We start from the raw sequence: 21865 nt of genomic DNA on the forward strand, positions 1-21865 counted from the left end.
TCATGAGGGGTTAATTGATTTGTGCTTATTTCGATCAAACCCTCTCTCTTTCTATTCTTTTCAAGCTTTTTGTCCCGTACTGAGATATCGATATTTATAATCGGCAGTTTATCTAATAATCAACAGGGTGACAATTGTGGGAAAAAAGGCAAATAAAATTACATCTTGGATCTTTAGTCTAGGTTTGGGATTGATTCCCATGATGACTTTGGGCGCGTCATCACAGGCTGCTGAAAAGATTTATTTTATCTACAGCCCACTGATGGAATCTTTAAAGATTGACTCCCTGAAAAGTTTTGCTGAAACGGGGAATGTTCCCCTCGACCTAAAATTTTACTTGGATATTGTGGGGGCAGATGCAGAAGAACGCCAATTACTGCAAACGGCTCTCACCCGAAAAATTGACATTGATCCGGTGCTATTGGCTCGCAGTTTAAAAACCGACGAAGGGGAAAGGTTATTAGAATCTTTTGGTCAAGTGGTTAATATTCGTGGAGGACGCAATGGCAAGTACGCGCTGCGGGGGGCAATTATTAAATCTGCCTTTGAGGAAAATGGCCTGACGTTATTAAATGTTCTGGATAATTTGGGTGTTGATGTTCAGGTTGATTTAGAACAATTATTTGGTTTTGCGGAAAATGTCTCCACGATTTTAGCGGGAACAGAACGGTTTATTGAGGAAGTTGAACAATTGGCTAAGCAGGAGGCAAAATTTGCGGCGGTGGCTGATTATGGGCAACGCCCTGATTTGAGAAAGATGGGAATGTTCGCTGTGGAGATGGAGACGTGGCAGTTGGCTGATCAAAAACGCGATCGCCAATTTTATGCCCAGATCTATCGTCCTCAAAAACCTTTGGGGGAGAAAGTGCCTGTTATTTTGATTTCCCATGGATTAGCCTCTGCCCCCGAAAAGCATCGTAATTTGGCGCAACACTTGGCCAGTTATGGGTTTGTGGTGGTGGTACCGCAACATCCGGGGAGCGATTTGGCCTATCTGGAGGAATTTGCAGTGGGTTACCAGCGCCAGGTGTCTGATTTGCAGGAATTTGTGAATCGCCCCCTCGATATTAGTTTTACGTTGGACGAGTTGGAACGGCGCAATGACACTGAGTTTGGGGGACGGTTGGATTTAGAAAATGTGGGTATTTACGGTCACTCCTACGGCGGTTATACAGCTTTGGCCGTGGCCGGGGCTTTTCCGACGCCAAATTTTGAGCAGTTAAATGAGGATTGTGCGGCGGAATGGGGCATTTTTAATAATGCGTTGTTGTTGCAATGTCGGGCGTTGCAGCTTTCTCCGGAGAATTATAATTTTCGGGATCAACGGATCCAGGCGGTAATTGCGGCAAATCCGGTTAATGCCAGTATTTTTGGGGAAGCGGCGTTAAGTCAAATTGAGATTCCCATTGCGGTGGTGGCAGGGAGCTATGATCCGGCGACGCCCTTTATTTTTGAGCAGGTGCGTTCGTTTCCGTGGATTCGCAGTGAGCAAAAATATTTAATCCTGGAGGAGGGTCAAGCCCATGTGGATATTTCTCGCCTCGATCTGGGGATTACGGGTTTGCTTGATCGCATTCCCCGTTTGAATTTACCGAGCCCCCAACTGTTGAATGATTACAGTGAGGCGATCGCCCTCGCATTTTTCCAGGTCTACACGGCAGAGGATAACCAGTACCGTGCTTATTTAGATCCGGCCTATGGGCAGTACCTCAGTCAAAATGAGGAATTTAAAACGTTCATGATTACCCAAGATTCGTTGCCGGAGTTAGAAGCGGCGATCGCCGAATTCAAACAAGAAAATCAGATCGATATTAATTAGAACCTGAGCTTGCTTCAATAATCACCACAGGTAAAGGGCTTTTTTCTAAAATGGCCTGGGATACCGAACCGATCAGCAAGTTATTGGGCGGGTGATGGTTGCGTTTACCCATAATAATTTCGCTCACTTGATGGGTATGGGCAATGTCCATAATCGTTGCGGGGACTGGCCCTGAGGTTGCGATAAACTGATAGCGGATGTCTGCAAGGTTACGGCGGGTCTGTTGTCGCAGCCGTTGCAACTCAGCCGGGTTATCGGTGCGAATCACATGGAGAACAATCACCTCCGCATCGCTACGACGGGCCAATTCAGCGGTTTTGATTAAAATTTGCTGGGCCAGGGGCGATGTGTCTACGGCAGCCAGGAGAACAGTGCGGCGATTCACAGAAACTTTAGTCGGGTCAATGTCGCCCCGTTCGAGGAGTTTGGGGGCAAAGGTGGGAATTGCCCAGGCACCGAGGGGAGCTGTCACCAAAATAGAGAGGGCCGATAAAGCGAGGATAATTTCACCACCAGCAACGCCTTGGCTGAGGGGAATCGCTCCAATGGCCGCTTGCACCGTCGCTTTGGCAGAGTTGCCAGGCAGCAAAAAAAGTCGCTCTCGCCCAGTCCAGTTACTCCCCAGGGTCGAGAGATACCAGCCGAGCGATCGCCCCCCCAAAGTACCGACCCCTAACACCAAGAGACCCAGCCAGAACGTATCACCGAGGACATCCAATTGGATACTGGCCCCTAGCAAAACAAAGAGAATAATCTGGGCGATCGCCCACAAACTATCAAAACTTCCCCGCAGGCGACGGGCCAGGGGCGCATCCAACTCAATTAAGAAAAAACCCGTCCCCATCACCGCCAGATAACCAGAGAAAATCGGTAAATATTCCGCCCCAATGACCAACAGTAGCGCCACACCAGCGGCGATCAACCCATCTTGCACCGCATTATCTGTCCAATTTTGTCGCGCTAACAGGGAAACCAACAGGCGCGCCGTCACCCAACCGAGGACAACACCAAGGCTAATTTGAGTCACGATTTGCAGTGGCAGCAATTGCCAGGGACTCAAACTTAAACCCCCGATTAATGTCGCCCCTGTCGCCGTGGTTTGGGTGAGAAAAGCCAGCAGCAGACTAAACACTAATAGCAACAGCACATCAGACAGGGCACTCCCCGTTAAAATTGCGTCGGGAATCCCTTTTTTGACGCCCCAACCGAGACTCTTTAGCCGCAGCATTCCTGGGACGATCACCGCCGGTGATTCGGCCCCCAGCACACATCCCAACAAAAGTCCCGTCGCCCAATCAAATTGGAAAAGTTGCACCGCAATCAACATAATGGCGATCGCCTCACAGGTCGCAGGTAAAAAACCGAGGCGGAGGGCAACACTACCCTGTTGGGCTAATTTCTCCCGGTCGAGGCCCAGACCCGCTTTCATCAAGATCACCATCACCGCCATTGTCCGCAGATCAGCGGCGATCGCTAAAACTTCTGGGGCGATCGCATTCCCCACCTGAGGGCCGAGAACAATACCAACAAGCACCATTCCTACCAGGGCCGGAATCCTGAGCCGTTGGGCGATTTGCCCCCCAAAAAAACCGAGTAAAAGAATCCAAATAATACTCTCTAACATGGGATCACGTTGTCGTTAGGGTGGTTAATCAACGTGACTTGTAGCGAAAAAAATTAGTGCAGCCTAGATCAAAACAGCCCTACTGCTTCACCACAAGTCGGAAGCGTAGGAGCCATTAGCCGAGGCGCAATTTAAAAAAATCCTGGGCGGTTTCGGTGAGCTCCATCACCATCGCTAAATTTATATCACAAAAACTGACTGATTGACCCTAAGGAAGTCTACTGCACCAAAATCCTCGAAAAACTTAGAGATTAATCTTGTTGCAGTGGGTTACGGCACTGGTGAGATTAATTTTTAGGCGAACAAAATCCGCACCGTCCGTCCAGTCGTTTTTGTCTGTCCATTACTGTTTAACAAACTTAGAATTCCATCAACCAGACAGTGAGAGAGCCTACAATGTAAGTGGTAAGCAGCCCATTCTATACACACTGAATTTATTGGCTTGGCCCTGGGTATTGCCCCCCGCAAATTAAGCTTGGATAAACACCTAGTTTCTACCTGATTTGTCCTCGCCAAACTCACTGCATCCTCCTAAATTGCATGGCTCATATTGTTGTAATCGGTGCTGGTATTGGTGGTCTGCCGACGGCCTATGAACTGAGGCACCTGTTGACTACCGACCACACTGTTACCCTCATTGCTGATACACCCCACTTTACGTTTATCCCTTCTTTGCCCTGGGTGGCCCTTGGTCTAAAAAGATTAGATCAGGTGCAATTACCCTTGCCAGCGTTGGCCCGTCGCCATGGTCTGCATTGGGTACAGGGGGCTGTGCAGCAGATTAGTCCCCAGGAAAGGTATGTTTTGGTTGGGTCAGACGCAAAACGAATTGACTATGACTATGTGGTGATTGCGCCGGGCGCAGCTTTAAACCTCGATGCTTTACCGGGTCTCGGCCCAGAGACAGGCTTTACCCAGTCAGTTTGTAATCCCCACCATGCGCTGCTTGCCCACCAAGCTTGGGAAAAATTTATCCAAAATCCAGGCCCGTTGGTCGTAGGGGCAGCACCGGGGGCCAGTTGTTTTGGCCCGGCCTATGAGTTTGCGCTGTTGGCAGATTGGCAACTGCGACGGTTGGGTTTGCGGGAGCAGGTACCGATCACATTGGTCACCTCAGAACCCTATTTGGGTCATTTGGGGATTGGGGGCATGGCCCACTCGCAGGAATTGGTCGAGCAGGTTCTCCAGCAACAGGATATTGCGACCCGTGCCAATGCTGAGATTACCGCCATTAAACCGGATATGATTTGTTTGGCGGATGGGGAACAGCTACCCTTTGCCTACAGTATGGTTTTGCCGTCGTTCCAGGGGCCTACTTTTTTGCGGGACTGTCCGGCGATCGCCAATCCCCAGGGGTTTATTCCCGTCTTGCCCACCTATCAACATCCAGAGTTCGATTCCGTGTATGCGGCGGGGGTGATTGTTGAACTAACGCCCCATGAAGCCACACCCATTCCCACGGGTCTACCGAAAACAGGACAAATGACGGAGGCGATGGGGATGGCCGTCGCCCACAATATTGCCCGACAGCTTAACTCCAATCTGGGTGCTCCGGTCACGGCGACCCTCGCCGCAATTTGTATGAGTGATTTTGGCGATCGCGGCATTATCTTCATCGCCGATCCGGTACAGCGAGAGCCAGGCATGGTCAAACGTCGCCGCTGTGTCGCCCTTGAAGGACGGTGGGTGAGTTGGAGCAAAACCCTTTTTGAACTGTTTTTCCTGACGAAAATGCATTGGGGTCTAACGATACCTTGGTTTGAGAAACTGGGCTTAAAGGCATTGGGATTGCAGCTTGTGCGTCCCCTTGCTCCAGACTAAGTGCAGTGAAAATTTTGTCTTTTCAATGCTGAGAAAATCGAGATCTAGGATAATATTCCCAGGGGCTAAAATTTCCATTAATAGAGTCTTTAAAAAAGAAAAAGTTAGTGTTTTAAATTTAGTTTCAATAATGCAGTTAGTGGATTACATTTATTTAATAAATGTGTGTTTAAATTCGTACTTGATTGATTCAGTAGAATTATTTTGAGAAATAAAAAGAGCACAGTTTTAGTTGAGATGCAAAATTTAACTTTTTGAGCATCTTTTAACTGTGCTGAATTGCACGCAGGAAAGTTTTTAAAAACCGAAAGTCATTAGACCCACCAGGGTTTTTTGCCAGTACGTGGATCAAGTTCTACCCAAGGGGCAATGCGGACATAATCTCCCTCTAAATAGATGTGGGCAAGCCGTAGGGGAAGGGGTGCTGGGCCGCGAACCACACGACCTTCGGCATCATAGCGGGAACCATGGCAGGGACATTGAAACTGGTCGTCATTTTCATTCCACGGAAAGGTACAACCCAGATGAGTGCAGTTGTCGACAATACCCCAGGGATGAAGGGTACTGTCCTCTTGGATCGTGAGATAAGTGGGTTCCCCGGCTAACCCGGCGACTAGGGCTCTTGTGCCTGGTGCTTCGGCCAATAACTGGCTTGCTGGAATTAAATTGCCATTAATATCTTTGGCAAGAATTGATCCATCTGCTCCCACTTCTTTAGGGGGACTAAAAAATTTTGCGACGGGATAAAGGGCGGGGCCAATGGTACTGGCAACCACTGCACCTGTGAGAAAGTTTAATAATTGCCGCCGGGAAAGGGAAGGGCTATCGATGGGCAAACTATTTTCCATGAATAATGCTCCTTTCTTCAATAAAATTTGCTGAATTGCTAAACAAAATAGAGACTACTGACGGGTATTGATCTTGAATAAACCGTAGAGCATACAAGAACCCAACACTGCACTTATCGTCAGCACAGCGGCAACAGCCACCAAAGTGGTACCGAGGACAGAGCCACTGTAGATAAACAAGCCCAAGTAAGCCAGGACGCTTGCGAATAAAAGGCGAATGAGGCGATCGCCAGTGCCAACATTGTTAAACATTTTGTTGATCTCCGACCGAAAGGTTGAGCAGTAGAGCCGATGGAGCCAAGTCTCTTGCGAACATATTGAGATTGTTTTTGGCTGACATCTGACCTATTTATCAATATAAAGCTAATTAGTTATGTAGTCAATATTTTTAGCTTGTTTTGGTTTGTCCACTTGCCCAAGCAGAATTCAGCGCAAAACGCCTTAAATCTTGTTCTGACCTGACTTGGGCAGCTAGTGATGTCGATCCAGCTTTAATTGAAAAAGATTTCTAGTAGTTTGCTTGACAGGACAAGAATGATCCACTAAAGTCTCTAGGTTAATGCTAATTAATTGCAACTTCAGGGAGATGTCATCAACCCCATGACATTAGTCAATCGCGGTTAATGGGCCATGGGGTTTTTATTTCAGTTAAGTCATCGACGGTTATTTTTCTAAGGTTTTAAAACGTCCTAGGCCCAGTCAATATTTCTGGGCTGTTTATCAGTGGACTTTAATTTTTGCTATTAAATTTCAACTATTTAGATCGATGCTTAGGTGTTTTCAGTTTTCAATTCAGGATTATTCTCAACAGCGGATTGCGTGGACATCTGTGCTACTTGCTGTCTTAGTGGTAATTACGAGTATTGTTGCCCTATGTCAGGGGGCCGTCTCCATGGGGCCAGATCAAGTTTGGCAAGCGTTGCGACATCAGGGAGACCCGATGTTTCAAACGATTATTTGGGACTTGCGGTTACCTCGTATTGTGGTGGCCTTGGTAGTGGGGGCTGCTTTGGGGTTATCCGGTGCGCTCCTCCAAGGGTTACTCCGCAATAGTCTCGCCGATCCGTTTATCCTCGGTATTTCGGCGGGGGCTGGTTTAGTGGCGATCGCCTTTATTACCCTCAATGTCCTGGCGATTTGGATTCCCCTGGGGGCTTGGCTGGGGGCTTTGGTCACCGCAGCGGTAGTCTATGGCCTCGGCTATGTGGGCGGCGGTCTGTCGGTGGAACGTCTGGTACTGGCGGGGGTGGCGGTAAGTTCTCTGTTTGGAGCAGTGCAAACCACCCTCATTCTTTTGGCGGATGATAGTCGCATCCAGGCGGCCCTCAATTGGCTAATCGGTAGCCTCAATGGTCGTGGTTGGCAGGATTTGAGCCTAGTTGCGCCCTATCTGAGCGTGGCTTTGATTGTCGGCTGTTTATTGGGACGGTCTTTAAATTTGCTGAATCTCGGTGATGATGCGGCGGTGGGTCTGGGGGTTTCCCTAGGGCGATCGCGGTTACTGATTGGCGGCATTGCCAGCTTATTGGCGGCCAGTGCAGTGAGTATTTCTGGCCTCATCGGCTTTGTGGGTTTGGTGGTGCCCCATGGGGTACGGCTCTTAGTAGGGGCTGACTACCGCTGGATTTTGCCCCTCTCGGCCCTGGCTGGGGCATGGGTTCTAACCTTGGCGGATCTCCTATCTCGCTCTGGGGCGGTGGAATTACCCGTGGGAGCCGTCACAGCTTTATTGGGATCACCATTATTTATTGCGTTGCTTTATCGGCGGGGTCGGGAGGCTCAGGCATGACATTATCACAGGCATTACAGGTACAACCGCCAGAATCTTCATGGTCATCTTTGCTTGAAGGGGAGCATCTGTTTGGGGGCTATACCAAAAGGTCGGTTGTTCAGGATGTCAACTTAACGGTTCATCCAGGGGAATGGCTGACTATTGTGGGGGGCAATGGGTCGGGAAAATCCACCCTACTCCGACTTCTCAGTCGCATTCTCAAACCCCAACGGGGGGTAGTGCGCTTGGATGGCAAAGCAATTCAGCGGCGATCGCCCCAGGAAATTGCCCGGAGTCTGGCGATTTTGCCCCAACAATCCCGAATTCCGATGGGCTTAACGGTGCGGCAATTGGTCGGTTTAGGGAGAGCCCCCCACCAGCGCTGGTGGCAGTGGGAATATAGCGAGGCGGATCAGGCCCAAATTCATCAAGCCTTGGCCCAAACTCAACTGTTACCTTTTGCGGATCGCCCTGTGGCGCAACTGTCTGGCGGGGAACGTCAACGGGCTTTTTTGGCTCTAGCCCTCGCCCAAAAGCCAAAGATTCTCATCTTGGATGAACCGACGACTTTTTTAGATATCCATTACCAACTGGAACTGTTGGAGCTGCTTAAGCAGTTAAACCGCCAGCAAAATTTGACCATTGTCACCGTTCTCCATGAGCTCAATTTGGCGACCCGTTACAGCGATCGCCTGGCCATGATTAAGGACGGCAAACTCTTTGCCCTAGGGACACCCGCTGCGGTGATCACCCCGGAAAATCTGCGGTTTGGCTTTGGGGTAGAAGCGGTGACAATGCCGACCCCCGTAGGGTTACAAGTCTGCGTTTTAGGGCCAGCCTCGGTTTAATTACAGACACCACTACTCTCTCTCAAGTTTGGTCTTTCCCTACATCAGATCGTGCTCTATTTGTTCTAATTACATCTATTTATACTCATTAATTTATTTATTCATGGAACGTTCTTCTCTGCGTTATAGCTTGGCGTTGTGTGGCTTGGTGCCGTTGATGTTTTGGATGTCCCCGGACAAAGCGATCGCCCAAACAAATCCGGAAACGAACCAGTTGGCCCAAGCCCAACCAGCTACCATCACTGGAATTCGCCTCGACACCCGACCCAATCGTGTCAATATCATTCTCGAAACGGCGGCGGGGCAGCCCTTAACCTTGCCTGGTCAGCCCTTTATTCAGCGGGGAACAGATCTGGTCGCAACTATCGAACCCGCCATCCTCACTTTACCTGATGGTCAAACTTGGCAATTTACCGCACCAACCGCCGATATTGCCGCCATTACAGTCGAACAACAGGGAGGCGATCGCCTAGAAATTATTGTCCAGGGTCAAGGGGAATTACCCACAACCGCTGTCTCCCTCGAAACCATGGCTACCATTGCAACCAAGGACGATATGGCAGATTTGACGGAAATGCCTTTGGATCTAGATGCGATGCCCATCGAAGAACTCGAAATTACGGTATTGGGCACGCGATCGCCGCGCCTGGTGAGTCGTACCCCCGGCTCGATTAGTGTCATTGATGCCGAAGAAATTGATGATAATCTCGTGCAAGATTTGCGGGATCTTGTCCGCTACGAACCCAATGTTTCTGTGGGAAATGACCGACGCTATGGCCTGCAAGATGTCAACATTCGCGGCCTCGGCGGCAATCGGGTGCTGATTCTCAATGACGGTATTCGCATCCCAACTCAATTTACCTTTGGCACTCCGGCCCTGGGACGAGATTATGTGGATCTCGATAGCTTGCAACGGGTAGAAATTATTCGCGGCCCGGCCTCTGCTCTCTATGGCAGTGATGCCCTCGGTGGGGTAGTTAGTTTCCAAACCATTGATCCCAGCGATCTCCTCGCTTTAACCGATAAAAATAACTTTACGCGCATCTCCACGGGCTTTGAAACCACCGACAAAAGCCTCAATTATGGCGCAGTAACCGCCTTCCGAGCCGATTCCCTCGAAGCATTAATTGGCTATACCGGACGCAGTGGATTTGAGGCCCGCCTCCCCGAAGGAAATGAATTTGTCGATGACCGCTATGGCGATCGCGATAATTTCCTTGGGAAGTTAAATTTCAAGCTCAGTGAAAATTCTACCCTGGCCTTCACCACCGAAATTTTCCGCAGCACCAATGAATTCCAAGTCGCCCCGATTACTGCGGCCCTGCTCCAAGGCCCCCGGGGGTTCCAAGGTCAAAATGAAACCCTCGAAGCCGATTCCTACCGCGAACGATACAGCCTTGCCTATCTCTACGACAACCCCGACGGAGAGGGTTTTATTGATAATGCCAAGGCGCAAGTTTATTACCAAAATGCTGGTGTTGATGAATTGCGCACCCAGGACTTTTTAAATTTTGCCGGGACAGAACGACGTTTCCGTAATCTCAGCAATATCTTTACCGACGAACTGTTTGGCGGTGAAGTACAGCTCCAAAGTAATTTCCGTTGGGGCAATATTGATAACCGTTTGACCTATGGCTTCGATTTATCAAAGACAAATAACGAGCGAACCAGAGATGGCCTAGAAACTCGCTTTGATAGCGCTGGCAATGTCACCCTCACGACCAACCAAGTAGGTAGCGATAATTTCCCGGTAAAAGATTTCCCAGATTCGGAAACCACCCGCTTTGGCGTCTATCTGCAAAATGAAATGGCCCTTTCGGATACCTTTACTCTCTTGCCTGGTCTGCGCTATGACACCTATCGCCTCGATACTACTATTGACGAGCTTTACCAACGCAACAGTCCCGATGCCGAAGCTGCTGACTTTAGTGATTCTGCCCTTTCCCCTAACCTAGGGTTTGTTTGGCAAACTTCCCCAGAAATTGCCCTAGTTGGTCGTTACGCCCGGGGCTTCCGATCGCCTTTGTATAGTGAAATCAATGCCGGTTTTACAAATTTAACCAGTCCTTTCTTCCGCTATAAAACCCTATCAAATCCGAATCTCAAACCGGAAACCAGCGACACCTTTGAATTAGGAATTCGTGGTGATTTTCCCCGGGGGAATTTTAGTGTGACGGGTTTCTATAGCTATTACGAAAATTTTATTGAAACCTTTGCCAATGCAGGTACAACACTCATCAACGGCAATTTGGTGAATTTGTTCCAATCCCAAAATGTCGGTGCTGCCCGCACCTACGGTGTCGAACTGGCCGGGGAATATCGCTTTAGTGAGCAACCCCATGGGTTTAGTGTGATTGGTAGTTTGGGGCTCACGGTGGGGGATGACCTAGAAGATGATGAACCCCTTGAAAGCGTAGAACCCCTCAAAGCAGTATTGGGACTACGTTATCGAGCAAAGGAAGATCGGTGGGGTACAGATCTCATTGCCACCTTGGTCGGTGAACCAAGACTCCGGGGCGATCGCCCGGCGGGTTCCTACAGTCCAGAGGGCTATGCCGTGGTGGATCTGTTGGGCTATTACAACATCAATCCCAATCTCAAGTTGAATGCGGGGATTTTTAATCTATTTAACAACCAATATTTCCTCTATTCCGACGTCCGGCCCCTCTTGAATTCGCCAGAACCTGTTGATATTGCCCGCTATGCCCAACCGGGAATTAGTCTGCGGGCTGGGTTGACGTGGCAATTCTAAGCTTGGTTTCACCCTAATTTTCCAGGGATCAATCGCTATGTTTTTGCTGTATCGTTCGCTCTTCGTTTCGCTATTTTTACTCAATTTTGTTGTTTACCTATTGGAGACAATCCATGTCTGAAATGATTACTGCTCAATTTCGTCACGTCATGTTGATGGTTGAAGATGTGGCCGCTGCTATTGACTTTTTCCATCGGGGGTTAGGGCTACCGATCAAGGCCCAAAGTCCCACCTGGGGAGAAGTAGAAGCCAATGGCACCACCATTGCTTTTCACAGTGTTGCGGAACCACCAAAAACGGGCAGCACACCAATTCTCAGTTTTTGTGTAGCGGATGTGTACGGGGCGATCGCCCAACTCGAAGCCCTCGGTGGCAGCCTCGAAGGTCGTGTGCGGGAACCTTCCTTTGGCAAAGTGGCCGCAGTGCGGAGTCCCCAGGGGCAGTTAATTAGTCTCCTGCAACCGGTTGCTGTCTCTACCGTTTCAAAATAACTCCTTTCTTTCGCCGCCTCACACCCCACAGTTTTTTTAGTTTTCCTAATTGAATTACGATGCAAATGCCCTATTTTAAACGTTGCCTAAGCCTGTCCTTGTTGCTGTTAATGGTTGGTTGCAGCCAAAGTCCGTCGAATGTTGCGGATATCGCCCCAACTGCCCCGGAGATTAGCAATGCAGCAACCACCGAACCGGAAACGATCACCAAAATTGTCGCCCTCACTTCCCTGTCAGCGGATATTATTGCCCGTCTCGATGCAGAAAAATTAGTGGGAATTCCGGGAAGCCGCTTACTGGCAGACAACCCCACCTTTGCGGGACTGCCCACGGTCAGCGAAGGCCAAACGCCCCCCAGCCTCGAAAAAATTGTTGCCCTCAAACCAGATTTAGTCGTTGGTGCAACGGGATTCCATGATCAAGTGTTGGCAAGATTGGAGGAGTTGGGCATTCAAACCCTCGCCACTGCTGTCCCCGATTGGCGATCGCTCGAAGCATTAACTCAGACCCTCGCCGAAAAAACCCAAACCGACCCAACGCCACTCCTCGAAAGCTACGCTCAATGCGTGCCCCAAGGTGCTTCTCCAGACGATCCGACCCTTGTTCTAGTGAGTAATCAGCCGATGCTTGCTCCTAATAAGGAGAGTTGGGCCGGGGATCTTTTGCAACGATTTCAGTTAAATAATCTCGTCGCCGATCTCCAGGGTGATAGTCCCCAGCAGGGTTACGTCACCCTTTCCCCTGAAAAAGTCTTGGCCGCTAACCCTGAAATGTTAATCATGGTGGATGTGGGGGACGATTCGATCAATCAGCTCAAATCGGCTCCTTTTTGGCAGGACTTAGCAGCCGTGAAAAATGATCGCATTTATACTTTTGATTATTATGGCTTGGTAAATCCGGGGGGCCTTGAGGCAATTCAAAGCACCTGCGAAAAGCTCCAAAGTATCACCTAGGCACTGCCCCCACTCGGCCTTGTTCGTCTTGTAAAAATTCCACGATTTTGGACAAATTTATCCCATGACTGCTTTAAACGTCACAGATCTCAACGCCCTTTCTTTCCCAGAGGCGATCGCCTTTACCCAAACCTGGCTCGAACAGGTTGAATCCCAAAAATTAACGGATACGGAAATTCTGGCGCAGATGCAGGCATTGTTGAGTCACCGGGATGGGGTGCGGGGCTTTTTTGTGAGTTATTTAACGGGCAATAGCCCCCTTGCGGATCAACCGCCAGGGATTTTTCTGGACGGATTTACTCAAGTGGCGGAACACATCTACGAGATTTTGGTGAAAAATGTGGCGATGTCTACGGCCATGGCGATCGCCCACCGACGCAACGGTGATTTTAACCAGCAGCAGGGTTCGGAACGGGTCAAAACACGCTCTTTGAATCTCCTCAAACAACTAGAACAGCGCAATGTCATTTTTAGAAATGAGCGATTACGCCTGCTGCAAACCCTTGAAGCTGGCTCAGGGGATTACCAAGATTTTTTGGCGCGTTGGCAATATGACCCAGAGCAGTGCGAAGCAATTCGGCGATCGCTGCAACGCATTTAGGGGATTACAGTTAGCGAGGTCAGGTGAATTTTGATTGAAAACTTTTGTAGAACAAGACTGACCTAAGTCAAAAGAGGCTCTAACCTCGCGAGTACTTCATTAAGAGTGTCAAGGGGAAGTTGTTCCACAATTTTTGCTTTCCTGGCTCGACAGTCCACCGCCCGAATTTGATCGACCAGAATGACGCCTTGGGTTTTGAGATTAGGCGGAAGTTTCACCTCAAACACCCAGCCTTTTTCTTTACTCGTGATTGGACAGATTAGGGTCAGATTAGAAATACGGTTATATTCCTCAGGGGAAATCACGATCGCCGGACGATAACCTGATTGTTCACTACCTGTGCGGGGATTCAGTTCGAGAAAAATAATATCCCCCCGCTTAGGAACCATGCCGTTAATTTTTACCAAGACTCTTCTCCTTGGGCTTCCCCCCAATCCACTTCAGAATGCTGTGCTTCAGGTTTTGCATCCTTGAGTAATTCCGCAAGGCTATATTTTGGTCGAGCAAGGCTCAAAATAATTTGGTTGTTTTCCATTGATATCGTCACCTGTTCCCCTTCCTGCCAACCGCATTGCTGGAGCATGGATTGAGGCAAGCGAATACCAAAAGAGTTGCCCCATTTCGTGATTTTTTGGGTGATCATGTGGGGGATCTCCAAATACAGTGTTTATACATTAAGTATACAACACGATCATTATTAAAGTCGTTAGTGCTAAAGCTGACCTGTTTTCTATAGAGGCGATCGCCTAATATTTCTGATGATCTTTGACGAGTTGGCGATCGCCTTGGGAAATGGGAATACACATCGGCGTGTGGGTGATCGGGTCGGGGATAATCTCCGCCTGCAATCGGAACACATCCGCCACCATCGTTTGGGTCATCACCTCGCTGGGGTGGCCCTGGCTATAGAGTTTGCCGTTTTTAATTGTGACGAGGTGATCCGCATAACGGCAGGCCAAATTCAACTCATGGAGCACCATCACAATGGTTTTACCCTCCGTGCGGTTGAGGTGAAACAGCAGATCTAAAACTTCAATTTGATGAGCCAAATCTAAGAAAGTTGTCGGTTCATCCAGTAATAAAATGTCAGTGTTTTGCGCCAAGGCGATCGCAATCCAAGCCCGCTGCCGTTGACCACCAGACAGAGTATCCAGATCCCGGTCTGCAAATTCTTGCATCCCCGTAATTTGCAACGCTTTTTCGACGTAATATTCATCTTCCTTTGACCACTGCTGCCACCAAGTTTGGTGAGGATAGCGGCCCTGAGCAACGAGATCCCGCACCGTTAACCCTTCTGGGGCTGTGGGATTTTGGGGGAGAATGCCCAACCGTTTGGCGATCGCCTGATTGGAATACTTTTGAATTGCCTTACCATCGAGGTAAATATTGCCTTGTTTTGGGGGGAGCAGTCGCGCTAAACCCCGCAACAGCGTTGATTTTCCTGAGCCATTCGCCCCTACTAAAATCGTAATTTTTTCAGCAGGAATCGCCAGATTAAACTGCTCGACAATTGTCTTCTTGCCATAATTTAAGGTGAGTTGCTTCGCGCTCAATTGGCTCATGGTTTAATGTTGTTTGATCAATAAATAGAGAAAATAGGGGGCACCGAGGATTGCGGTAATAATGCCACAGGGCAATTCCAAGGGCGCAAATAAAACGCGACCAATCAAGTCCGCCACCACCACCAAGCAGCCGCCCATCAAAGCCGCAGTCGGCAATAATCCTTGGTGAACATTGCCGACCCACTGGCGCGCAATGTGGGGCGCAACTAAACCGACAAACCCAATGGCCCCCGCCGTTGCCACCGATGCCCCAGCCAAGGCCGTACTGACCAAGATTAATAATCCCCGTCGCATTTCAATAGAAACCCCTAAACCTTGGGCGAGGTCATCACCGAGATGAAAGCCGTTTAATTCTTTACTCATGAGCCAAGCGACGCTACTGCCAATCACGATCCACGGCACGAGGGCGATCGCCTGCTCCCAACTGCGCCCATAGACACTACCCGCCAGCCACACCAACGCTTGGGAAACTTGATTGATGTTGCCGAAGGTGACGAGTAAATTGGTCAGGGCCGCCGCAATTAGGTTAAAACCAATGCCCACTAAAATGAGGCGCAAGGGTGAACTGCCTCCCTGCCAAGCGATCAGATAAATCAACACCGTCACCGCCAAAGCCCCCCCAAAGGCCGCTAAGGGTAATACCGCCACAGACACGCCCGGAAAGATCACAATTAAACTCACTGCTGCCAGGGCCGCACCGCTATTGATGCCGATAATGCCCGGTTCCGCTAAGGGATTGCGGGTTAAGCTCTGGATAATTGTCCCGGCGATCGCCAAGCCCACTCCCACCAGCCAGGCCACTAAAATTCGGGGCAAACGCAGGATCAACAAGACAAAGCTGGCATCACTATCGCCGTTAAAACCCAGTAATGTTTGGAGAATTTCAAGGGGCGGAATAAAAAATTCCCCCACGCCCAAGCTGATGATCATCGCCGCGAGGGTACTTATGAATAAAAAGGCGATCGCCAAGGGCACCCGTCGGTCTAACTGCAACGAAAAGGGTAAGAAATTAGGCCGAAAAGTTAGGGGGGTTTTGCTCATCGTTTCACCTTGGCGCGAATCAGATAAATAAAGAATGGCGCACCAATGAGAGGCATCACCAAACCAACGGGTAACTCCTGGGGCTGAATGAGCAACCGCGCCAGAATATCCGCCCACAGCAGCAAAATTCCGCCCATTGCCGCTGCATAGGGCAAGATCCAGCGGTATTCCGTCCCCACCAAAAATCGGGTCATGTGCGGCACAATCAGTCCCACAAAGCCAATCGGCCCGGCGATCGCCACACTCCCCCCAGCCAACAGCAGCACACAAACCGCCGCCAAGATCTTAATCACGAGGGTATTTTGTCCCAATCCCTGGGCCATATCCTGCCCCAAACTGAGCAGGGTGATTTGTTTACCGAGGCTCAAAGAAAGCAATAAACCCACCACTAAATAGGGCAAAACCTGGAGAAGCAAATCAAGATCTCGACCGGCCACCGAACCCGCTAACCAAAAACGAATTTGATCTAGGGTTTGTTGACTGACGATTAAAATGCCGCTGGTCATGGACGCGAGAAAAGCGGTAAAAGAGGCTCCCACCAAGGTCAAATTGAGCGGCGAAGCCCCACCCCGACCCAGGGAGGCAAAGCCATAGACTAAAACCGCCGTTAAACCCGCACCTAATAGAGCAAAACCCGCATAAAGATTCAGAGAAGCCCCCCCACCGATTAACGTCGCTAACACCACCGCAAAGGCCGCCCCCGCATTTACCCCCAAAATCGCCGGCGAAGCTAAAGGATTTCCGGTAATCCCCTGCATCAGGCTCCCCGCAACGGCCAGAGCCGAACCGACCACCAAGGCAATGAGCGATCGCGGTAAACGAACTGTCCGAATTACAAGCTGTTCCGTAGACCCATCAAATTGAAAAATTGACCCATAAATTTCTGCCGCAGAAATATCCGCCGCCCCAAAATTCAGACTAGCTAAAAAACTCACCAGAAGTAGGGCAAAGCTAATCAATAAACCTCCCATGAGACGTATTGATCGGGGTAAAAATAAAGCGGAAAAAAAATTGGTTTGGGTCACAACAATTGAAAAATCAACCGAAACGGCATAGGGCAAGCTTAAAAAAAATCAGAAATAGGAATATTATTCAACTAATTCCCCTTCATCCCAGGTGCCTTCAATGCGCGTGCCATCGCTGAAGATGTAAACACCGGCCCCCTGGTAAAGATCATTTTGAAAATTGCCTTCGTAGCGATCGCCATCGGCATATTCACAGACCCCTTGGCCGTTGAGCAGATTATCGGCAAACTCCCCTTCGCAGCGATCGCCATTTTGGTAAGTAAAAGTGCCTTGGCCCACAAAGTTACCACCCACAAATTCGCCAGCATATTCATTGCCATTGGCGAGGGTATAAACCCCTTGGCCGGTAATTGCGCCGAGGGCCACTGCTCCGGTGTACTGGCTGCCATCACTAAAGGTAAATGTTCCTTCCCCATCTGGGAGATCGTTTTTTAGCTCACCTTCATAGCGATCGCCATTGCTGTATTCACAGAAACCCGGCCCCGTGAGATTTCCCTCTACAACTGTACCCGTACAGCGATCGCCATTTTGGTAGGTGAAAGTCCCCTCGCCGCTGGGTACCCCGGCAACAAATTTGCCAGTATAGCTGCCGCCATCGGTAGTGGTAAAAGTGCCTTGGCCATGGGGTTGTCCTGCTGCAAACTCGCCTTCGTAGCGATCGCCGTTGCCATATTCCCGGATACCTTCACCTTGGATCTGTCCACCTTGGAATTCCCCTTCATAGCGGCCATCCGTCGCAAAAGTATAGATTCCTTCCCCTTCTTTTTGCCCCGCGACAAATTCGCCCTCATAGCGATCACCATTGCCATATTCACAAGTGACCTGGCCCTGAAGTTGGCCTTCCACCAGTTCCCCCTCGCATTGGCCCCCATTCGGTAAAGAGATAGTCACCGCATTGGCGATCGCCCCTGTAGAGAGAGTGCCTAAAGCTGCTAAACCCAAAGAAAAAAATGTCTTATAAATGACCATAATCTAATTGCAATCTTCAAATATTCAAATAAAGTAATGACTCAAAACATACGAACCAATCAGACCTAACCACCCGTTTCCGATGTGGGTACCGCCTGTTGCTGTTGTTGCTGTTGACGCTGCCGTTCAGCTTCCGCCTGTCTCTGACGCTCAAGCTCAGCCTGGCGTTGTCTTTCCTGTTCAGCTTGTCTTTGACGCTCCAATTCTGCCTGACGTTGGCGCTCAGCTTCCGCCTGTCTCTGCCTTTCCGCTTCTGCTTGTTGCTGTCGTTCGGCCTCGGCCTGTCTTTGTTGCTCGGCTTCCGCCTGGCGTTGTTGTTCTTGGGCTGCTTGATTCTGTTCTTGGGCTGCTTGATTCTGTTCTTGACGTTGTTGTTCAGCTTCGGCCTGTTGTTCTTGAGCGGCTTGCTGTTCTTGGGCTTGATTTTCCTGTTGTTCTTGTTGTTGGCGCGCTAATTCCGCCTGGCGTTGACGTTCGGCCTCGGCTTGTCGCTGCCGTTCCAGTTCAGCTTGGCGTTGCTCCTCTGCTTCCATTTGGCGCTGTTTAGCCTCCCGTTCAAAGTCAGTGCCCGGTTGCGCAAAGTTAATCGCTAAACGTACCCGCCGCTGTTCACCACTGGGACAACGAATGCCCCGGGCAGCGGAGAGGGCCGCCTGATCAAGGGCTGAGTAATTACTAGAGCGCAGGATTCTTGCTTGGGCCACACTGCCATTTGTACTTGTAATCACCTCAACCACAGGTCTTGCCTCAATTCCCCTAGAGGCAAGGGAAGCAGGAAACTGCGGTTGGCTGGGGGCAGAACAACCGGCTCCAGATGCGACAGGGGCCGCAGGGGGATTATTGCTTGGGCGAGTTGGAGCAGACCGTTGAGCTGCTGTTTGATTGCCGGGCCTACCGCTACTGTTTGTGTTGGGATTACCTTGGCGATTTTCGTTCTGCAGGCTGCCACGGAGACCTGCATTATTGGCTGCACTAAGGGGGGCGGAGGAAACACCAGGACTTGTTGGCTTAGAACGGTTCGCTCCGGTTGCCGTGCTCCCAGGCTTTGTGGTGGCATTGCGCTCGGCTCCTGATGCGGCGGCCTGTAGTTGACCCCGCAATGGGTTTGAATTTTCAGGCGATAGGGGAGCAGGGGCATCCTCGGACACCGGAGGTTCCGGTTCGGACGCAGATTCCTGGGATTCTGGCTCAGAGGTCGTTTCCTGAACCTGGGGTTCTGGCGGTGCTTCCTGGGGGCGAACTGTAGGAGCCGCAGCCGTTACCGTTGGCTGGGGGATTGGCACAGGGATATTGGTCACTGCACTTGGAGCAGGCACACTCGGAGTTGCCGCAGATGTTGGCAGAGTGTCCAGGGGTTCTGGAGGTGTTTCTTCCGTGACTTCCGGCTCTTCAACAGGCGGCGTTTCAGTGACGATAAATTCTAAGGGCGGTTGTTCCGTAGAGACCGTTTCTACCGGGGGTAACCAGCGCAACCCTAACAAAGCCCCTGCGTGGAGGACAACAGAGCCTGTCAACCCGCAGGCCAACCATTTTTTCAGGACTTCTTGTTCATTTTGCCGCTCTTGCTGACAAAGGTCAGACATACTCATGGGGCTTTCCTTACCATCAGTTGCAAAGTTACTGTAAAGCAACCTACAGCTTATCAGTAATAAGAATTTATTTCAATAAAAATTCTTCAACAAAATAAAGTTATTCGGTGGTACTAAAAGGGTAATGACGGTTTTGTTAAGGTAGAACGGAAGTCATTGACTCCGACCCATGCCTCAATGTCCCAGCTGTCAATCCCAACATACAGTCAAAAATGGGCACATCCACAACGGTAAACAGCGCTTTCTCTGCAAGCAATGCGGTCGTCAATTCGTGGAACATCCCACCAATAAACTCATTGATGCTGAAACCCGCGCTCTGATTGACCGTCTGCTTTTCGAACGTATTTCGATGGCCGGCATCGCCAGAGCTGTTCAAGTTTCTGAACAATGGCTGCAAAATTACGTCAATATGAAAGCAGCACAAGTACCAAGAAGAGCCAAGGTTGTCCCCAAAAAAAGGGGTCTTTAAAGGTGCAGTGTGACGAACTCTGGTCTTTTGTTGACCACAAAGGCAATAAACAGTGGGTCTGGCTGGCCCTTGACGTTCAAACCCGGGAAATTATTGGTCTGCACGTTGGTTGCCGTGGTCGAGAGAGTGCAAAAGCACTGTGGGCGTCATTGCCTGGGGTATATCGGCAATGTGGAGTCTTCTACACGGATGAGTGGGAAGCCTACCGTGGCGTATTCCCTTCAAAGCGTCATCGGGTGGTTAGCAAACAGAGTGGTAAAACCAGTTATATTGAGCGCTTTAATTGTACTGTGAGGCAAAGGATGTCACGGTTTGTGAGACGCAGTCTAGCCTTCTCCAAGTGTGTATTTAATCACATTGGACTATTGTGGAATTTCATCCATCACTACAATTCCTCATTACCCCTTTAGTACTACCAGTTATTCAAGGATGCTTTAGAAAAATAAAGCTAAAATCAATTGTTAATGGGTTTATTGGTAAATTTCTGGCAAAAATACGGCAATTCTTACAAATTATGTCTTACGTACTAGATTTTTGGATAACTTTAAGTGATTCCATACCTGGAGACTTTCCAAAAAGTTTCCTAACCTGCTACAACTGCAAGACATTACCAGACAAAATAATGCCTCCCTTTCTCAAAGAGAAACATTCTAGAGAGCAAAAGCATAATTTCTGATACTGCTTAAGTCTCCTTCCGTGGGTCAAGGTTTGGTACGAGTTAGTTTTCAAGAAATTCCAAAGATAATAAGTCATCAATGACTGCCTGGGCAGCAAGGGGGCCACTAACAAGCCAATGACCGCCTACCAGATAGACTTGATCTTGTTTGACTGCTCCTAAACGAGACCAGAGTGGAGTATCTGCTAATTTTTTGAGCTGCGCTTGGGACTCTTTTTCAATGCGAGGCTGGTAATCATAAACTACGACAAAAATAATATCCCCATCGGCATCTTGTAAGCGTTCTTGACTAAGAGACATCTGAATTGGGTTTCCTACGATGGCTAAGGCTTGGTTTTGATCTAAATTTTGGGCTGCAGGTCGCCCCAAACCAATATCTGCCAAAATTTGGCCAATAAACGAATCTTTGAGATAAACGCTAATTTTGTCTGGATAGAGACGGATTACTGATACTTCTATTTCTGAACGTTGCTCACCTAGTTGTTGTTTTAGATTGGTAATCTGCCCTTGATAATCTGTGATGACCCGGTTCGCCATTTCGGGTTCCTGGAAGACCTCACCCATAAACCGAACAATTTCTTGCCAATGGCCACTATTTTGATTGTTGGCGAGAACCGTGGGGGCAATTTGGCTCAGTAAGTCATAGGTCGTTTGTTCTTGGCCATCGGCCAACCCGATAATCAGATCAGGCTTCAGGGCGACAATCTTTTCTAAGTTGAGGGGCCAACCGAGAATTTCGATGTCTGCTAGCTGTGTTTCTAGGTGTAGTAGGACATCCGTTTGGGCAGCTAGGGGCTGGATGTCCATGGCCAAGGCAGATTCTAGGGTTGTTCCTCCTAAGGTTACAATCCGCTGAGGCTCTAGGGGAACGCAGGTTTCTCCCAGGGCGTGTTGCATCAGATGACAGTCTGGGCGCAGATTGGTCTCAACTGAGCGATCGCCAGTGCAACTGGTCATCAACCAGAAGGTTAAAAGTGTAAAAATAATGAATCGCCTTGGTTTGAAC

At 49.4% G+C, this 21865-nt stretch carries 20 protein-coding genes and 1 riboswitch; of the genes, 9 read left to right on the forward strand and 11 right to left on the reverse strand.

Going from position 1 to position 21865, the window contains the following annotated elements; all coding sequences use genetic code 11:
* Window positions 1–202: 202 nt before the first annotated feature.
* The gene (locus tag FEK30_RS16260; RefSeq protein WP_255448048.1) at window positions 203–1819 is read left to right on the forward strand and encodes an alpha/beta hydrolase; all 1617 of its coding nucleotides are present in this window, start codon (window positions 203–205) and stop codon (window positions 1817–1819) included.
* On the opposite strand, the gene FEK30_RS16265 is transcribed toward FEK30_RS16260, so the two are convergent.
* The gene (locus tag FEK30_RS16265; protein WP_138073885.1) at window positions 1812–3443 is read right to left on the reverse strand and encodes a cation:proton antiporter; all 1632 of its coding nucleotides are present in this window, start codon (window positions 3441–3443) and stop codon (window positions 1812–1814) included. The genes FEK30_RS16260 and FEK30_RS16265 overlap by 8 nt on opposite strands.
* Window positions 3444–3542: 99 nt before the next feature.
* A riboswitch (Fluoride riboswitch) is annotated at window positions 3543–3622 on the reverse strand.
* A gap of 361 nt (window positions 3623–3983) precedes the next feature.
* On the opposite strand from FEK30_RS16265, the gene FEK30_RS16270 reads away from it, so the two are divergent.
* A complete protein-coding gene (locus FEK30_RS16270; protein ID WP_138073886.1) occupies window positions 3984–5264 on the forward strand; it encodes an NAD(P)/FAD-dependent oxidoreductase in 1281 nt (426 codons plus the stop codon).
* A 314-nt stretch (window positions 5265–5578) separates the two neighbouring features.
* Here FEK30_RS16270 and petC read toward each other — a convergent pair whose 3' ends face one another.
* Both petC and FEK30_RS16280 read right to left on the reverse strand, forming a co-directional pair.
* The gene (gene petC / locus FEK30_RS16275; protein ID WP_138073887.1) at window positions 5579–6112 is read right to left on the reverse strand and encodes a cytochrome b6-f complex iron-sulfur subunit; all 534 of its coding nucleotides are present in this window, start codon (window positions 6110–6112) and stop codon (window positions 5579–5581) included.
* 54 nt (window positions 6113–6166) lie between these two features.
* Complete coding sequence (locus tag FEK30_RS16280; RefSeq protein WP_138073888.1) at window positions 6167–6364, reverse strand: YgaP family membrane protein; 198 nt, start codon at window positions 6362–6364, stop codon at window positions 6167–6169.
* Between the two features lie 514 nt (window positions 6365–6878).
* Between FEK30_RS16280 and FEK30_RS16285 the strand changes: the two genes are divergently transcribed.
* The 6 genes from FEK30_RS16285 (at window position 6879) to FEK30_RS16310 (ending at window position 13528) form a co-directional block, all read left to right on the forward strand.
* Entirely contained in the window at window positions 6879–7901 is a 1023-nt protein-coding gene (locus FEK30_RS16285) for a FecCD family ABC transporter permease (protein WP_138073889.1), read from the forward strand.
* Complete coding sequence (locus FEK30_RS16290; protein ID WP_099239011.1) at window positions 7898–8731, forward strand: ABC transporter ATP-binding protein; 834 nt, start codon at window positions 7898–7900, stop codon at window positions 8729–8731. The genes FEK30_RS16285 and FEK30_RS16290 overlap by 4 nt, the downstream gene beginning before the upstream one ends.
* A gap of 103 nt (window positions 8732–8834) precedes the next feature.
* Window positions 8835–11483, forward strand: a complete 2649-nt coding sequence (locus tag FEK30_RS16295) for a TonB-dependent hemoglobin/transferrin/lactoferrin family receptor (protein ID WP_255448034.1) — start codon at window positions 8835–8837, stop codon at window positions 11481–11483.
* A gap of 113 nt (window positions 11484–11596) precedes the next feature.
* Window positions 11597–11974 carry a VOC family protein gene (locus FEK30_RS16300; protein WP_030008111.1) on the forward strand — a complete coding sequence of 126 codons (378 nt, stop codon included), beginning with the start codon at window positions 11597–11599 and terminating at the stop codon, window positions 11972–11974.
* Between the two features lie 59 nt (window positions 11975–12033).
* Window positions 12034–12927: an ABC transporter substrate-binding protein gene (locus tag FEK30_RS16305; protein WP_138073890.1), complete on the forward strand. Its 894-nt coding sequence runs from the start codon at window positions 12034–12036 to the stop codon at window positions 12925–12927.
* A gap of 64 nt (window positions 12928–12991) precedes the next feature.
* Window positions 12992–13528 carry a sll1618 family protein gene (locus FEK30_RS16310; RefSeq protein ID WP_138073891.1) on the forward strand — a complete coding sequence of 179 codons (537 nt, stop codon included), beginning with the start codon at window positions 12992–12994 and terminating at the stop codon, window positions 13526–13528.
* A gap of 62 nt (window positions 13529–13590) precedes the next feature.
* Here the strand turns inward: FEK30_RS16310 and FEK30_RS16315 are convergent, their stop codons facing one another.
* From FEK30_RS16315 to FEK30_RS16345, 7 genes are all read right to left on the reverse strand, one after another.
* Window positions 13591–13917, reverse strand: coding sequence for a type II toxin-antitoxin system PemK/MazF family toxin (locus tag FEK30_RS16315; RefSeq protein ID WP_138073892.1), 327 nt, complete (start codon window positions 13915–13917; stop codon window positions 13591–13593).
* Between the two features lie 11 nt (window positions 13918–13928).
* Complete coding sequence (locus FEK30_RS16320) at window positions 13929–14171, reverse strand: AbrB/MazE/SpoVT family DNA-binding domain-containing protein (protein ID WP_030008115.1); 243 nt, start codon at window positions 14169–14171, stop codon at window positions 13929–13931.
* Between the two features lie 103 nt (window positions 14172–14274).
* A complete protein-coding gene (locus FEK30_RS16325) occupies window positions 14275–15090 on the reverse strand; it encodes an ABC transporter ATP-binding protein (RefSeq protein WP_065711842.1) in 816 nt (271 codons plus the stop codon).
* 3 nt (window positions 15091–15093) lie between these two features.
* Entirely contained in the window at window positions 15094–16131 is a 1038-nt protein-coding gene (locus FEK30_RS16330; RefSeq protein WP_138073893.1) for a FecCD family ABC transporter permease, read from the reverse strand.
* Window positions 16128–17102, reverse strand: coding sequence for a FecCD family ABC transporter permease (locus FEK30_RS16335; protein WP_138073894.1), 975 nt, complete (start codon window positions 17100–17102; stop codon window positions 16128–16130). The genes FEK30_RS16330 and FEK30_RS16335 overlap by 4 nt, the downstream gene beginning before the upstream one ends.
* A gap of 117 nt (window positions 17103–17219) precedes the next feature.
* Window positions 17220–18125 (reverse strand): MORN repeat-containing protein, encoded by a 906-nt coding sequence (locus FEK30_RS16340; RefSeq protein WP_138073895.1) that lies wholly within the window; start codon window positions 18123–18125, stop codon window positions 17220–17222.
* Between the two features lie 65 nt (window positions 18126–18190).
* Complete coding sequence (locus tag FEK30_RS16345; RefSeq protein WP_255448035.1) at window positions 18191–19714, reverse strand: energy transducer TonB; 1524 nt, start codon at window positions 19712–19714, stop codon at window positions 18191–18193.
* A gap of 169 nt (window positions 19715–19883) precedes the next feature.
* Here FEK30_RS16345 and FEK30_RS16350 point away from each other — a divergent pair.
* A protein-coding gene (locus FEK30_RS16350) for an IS1 family transposase (RefSeq protein WP_397428282.1) occupies window positions 19884–20593 on the forward strand; the annotation gives its coding sequence in 2 pieces (ribosomal slippage) (window positions 19884–20169 and window positions 20169–20593; 711 coding nt in all).
* Window positions 20594–20901: 308 nt separating this feature from the next.
* On the opposite strand, the gene FEK30_RS16355 is transcribed toward FEK30_RS16350, so the two are convergent.
* Window positions 20902–21816, reverse strand: coding sequence for an iron-siderophore ABC transporter substrate-binding protein (locus tag FEK30_RS16355; RefSeq protein WP_181445701.1), 915 nt, complete (start codon window positions 21814–21816; stop codon window positions 20902–20904).
* Window positions 21817–21865 lie beyond the last annotated feature (49 nt).

This window comes from Picosynechococcus sp. PCC 11901 (genome assembly GCF_005577135.1).
GTDB lineage: Bacteria > Cyanobacteriota > Cyanobacteriia > Cyanobacteriales > MRBY01 > MRBY01.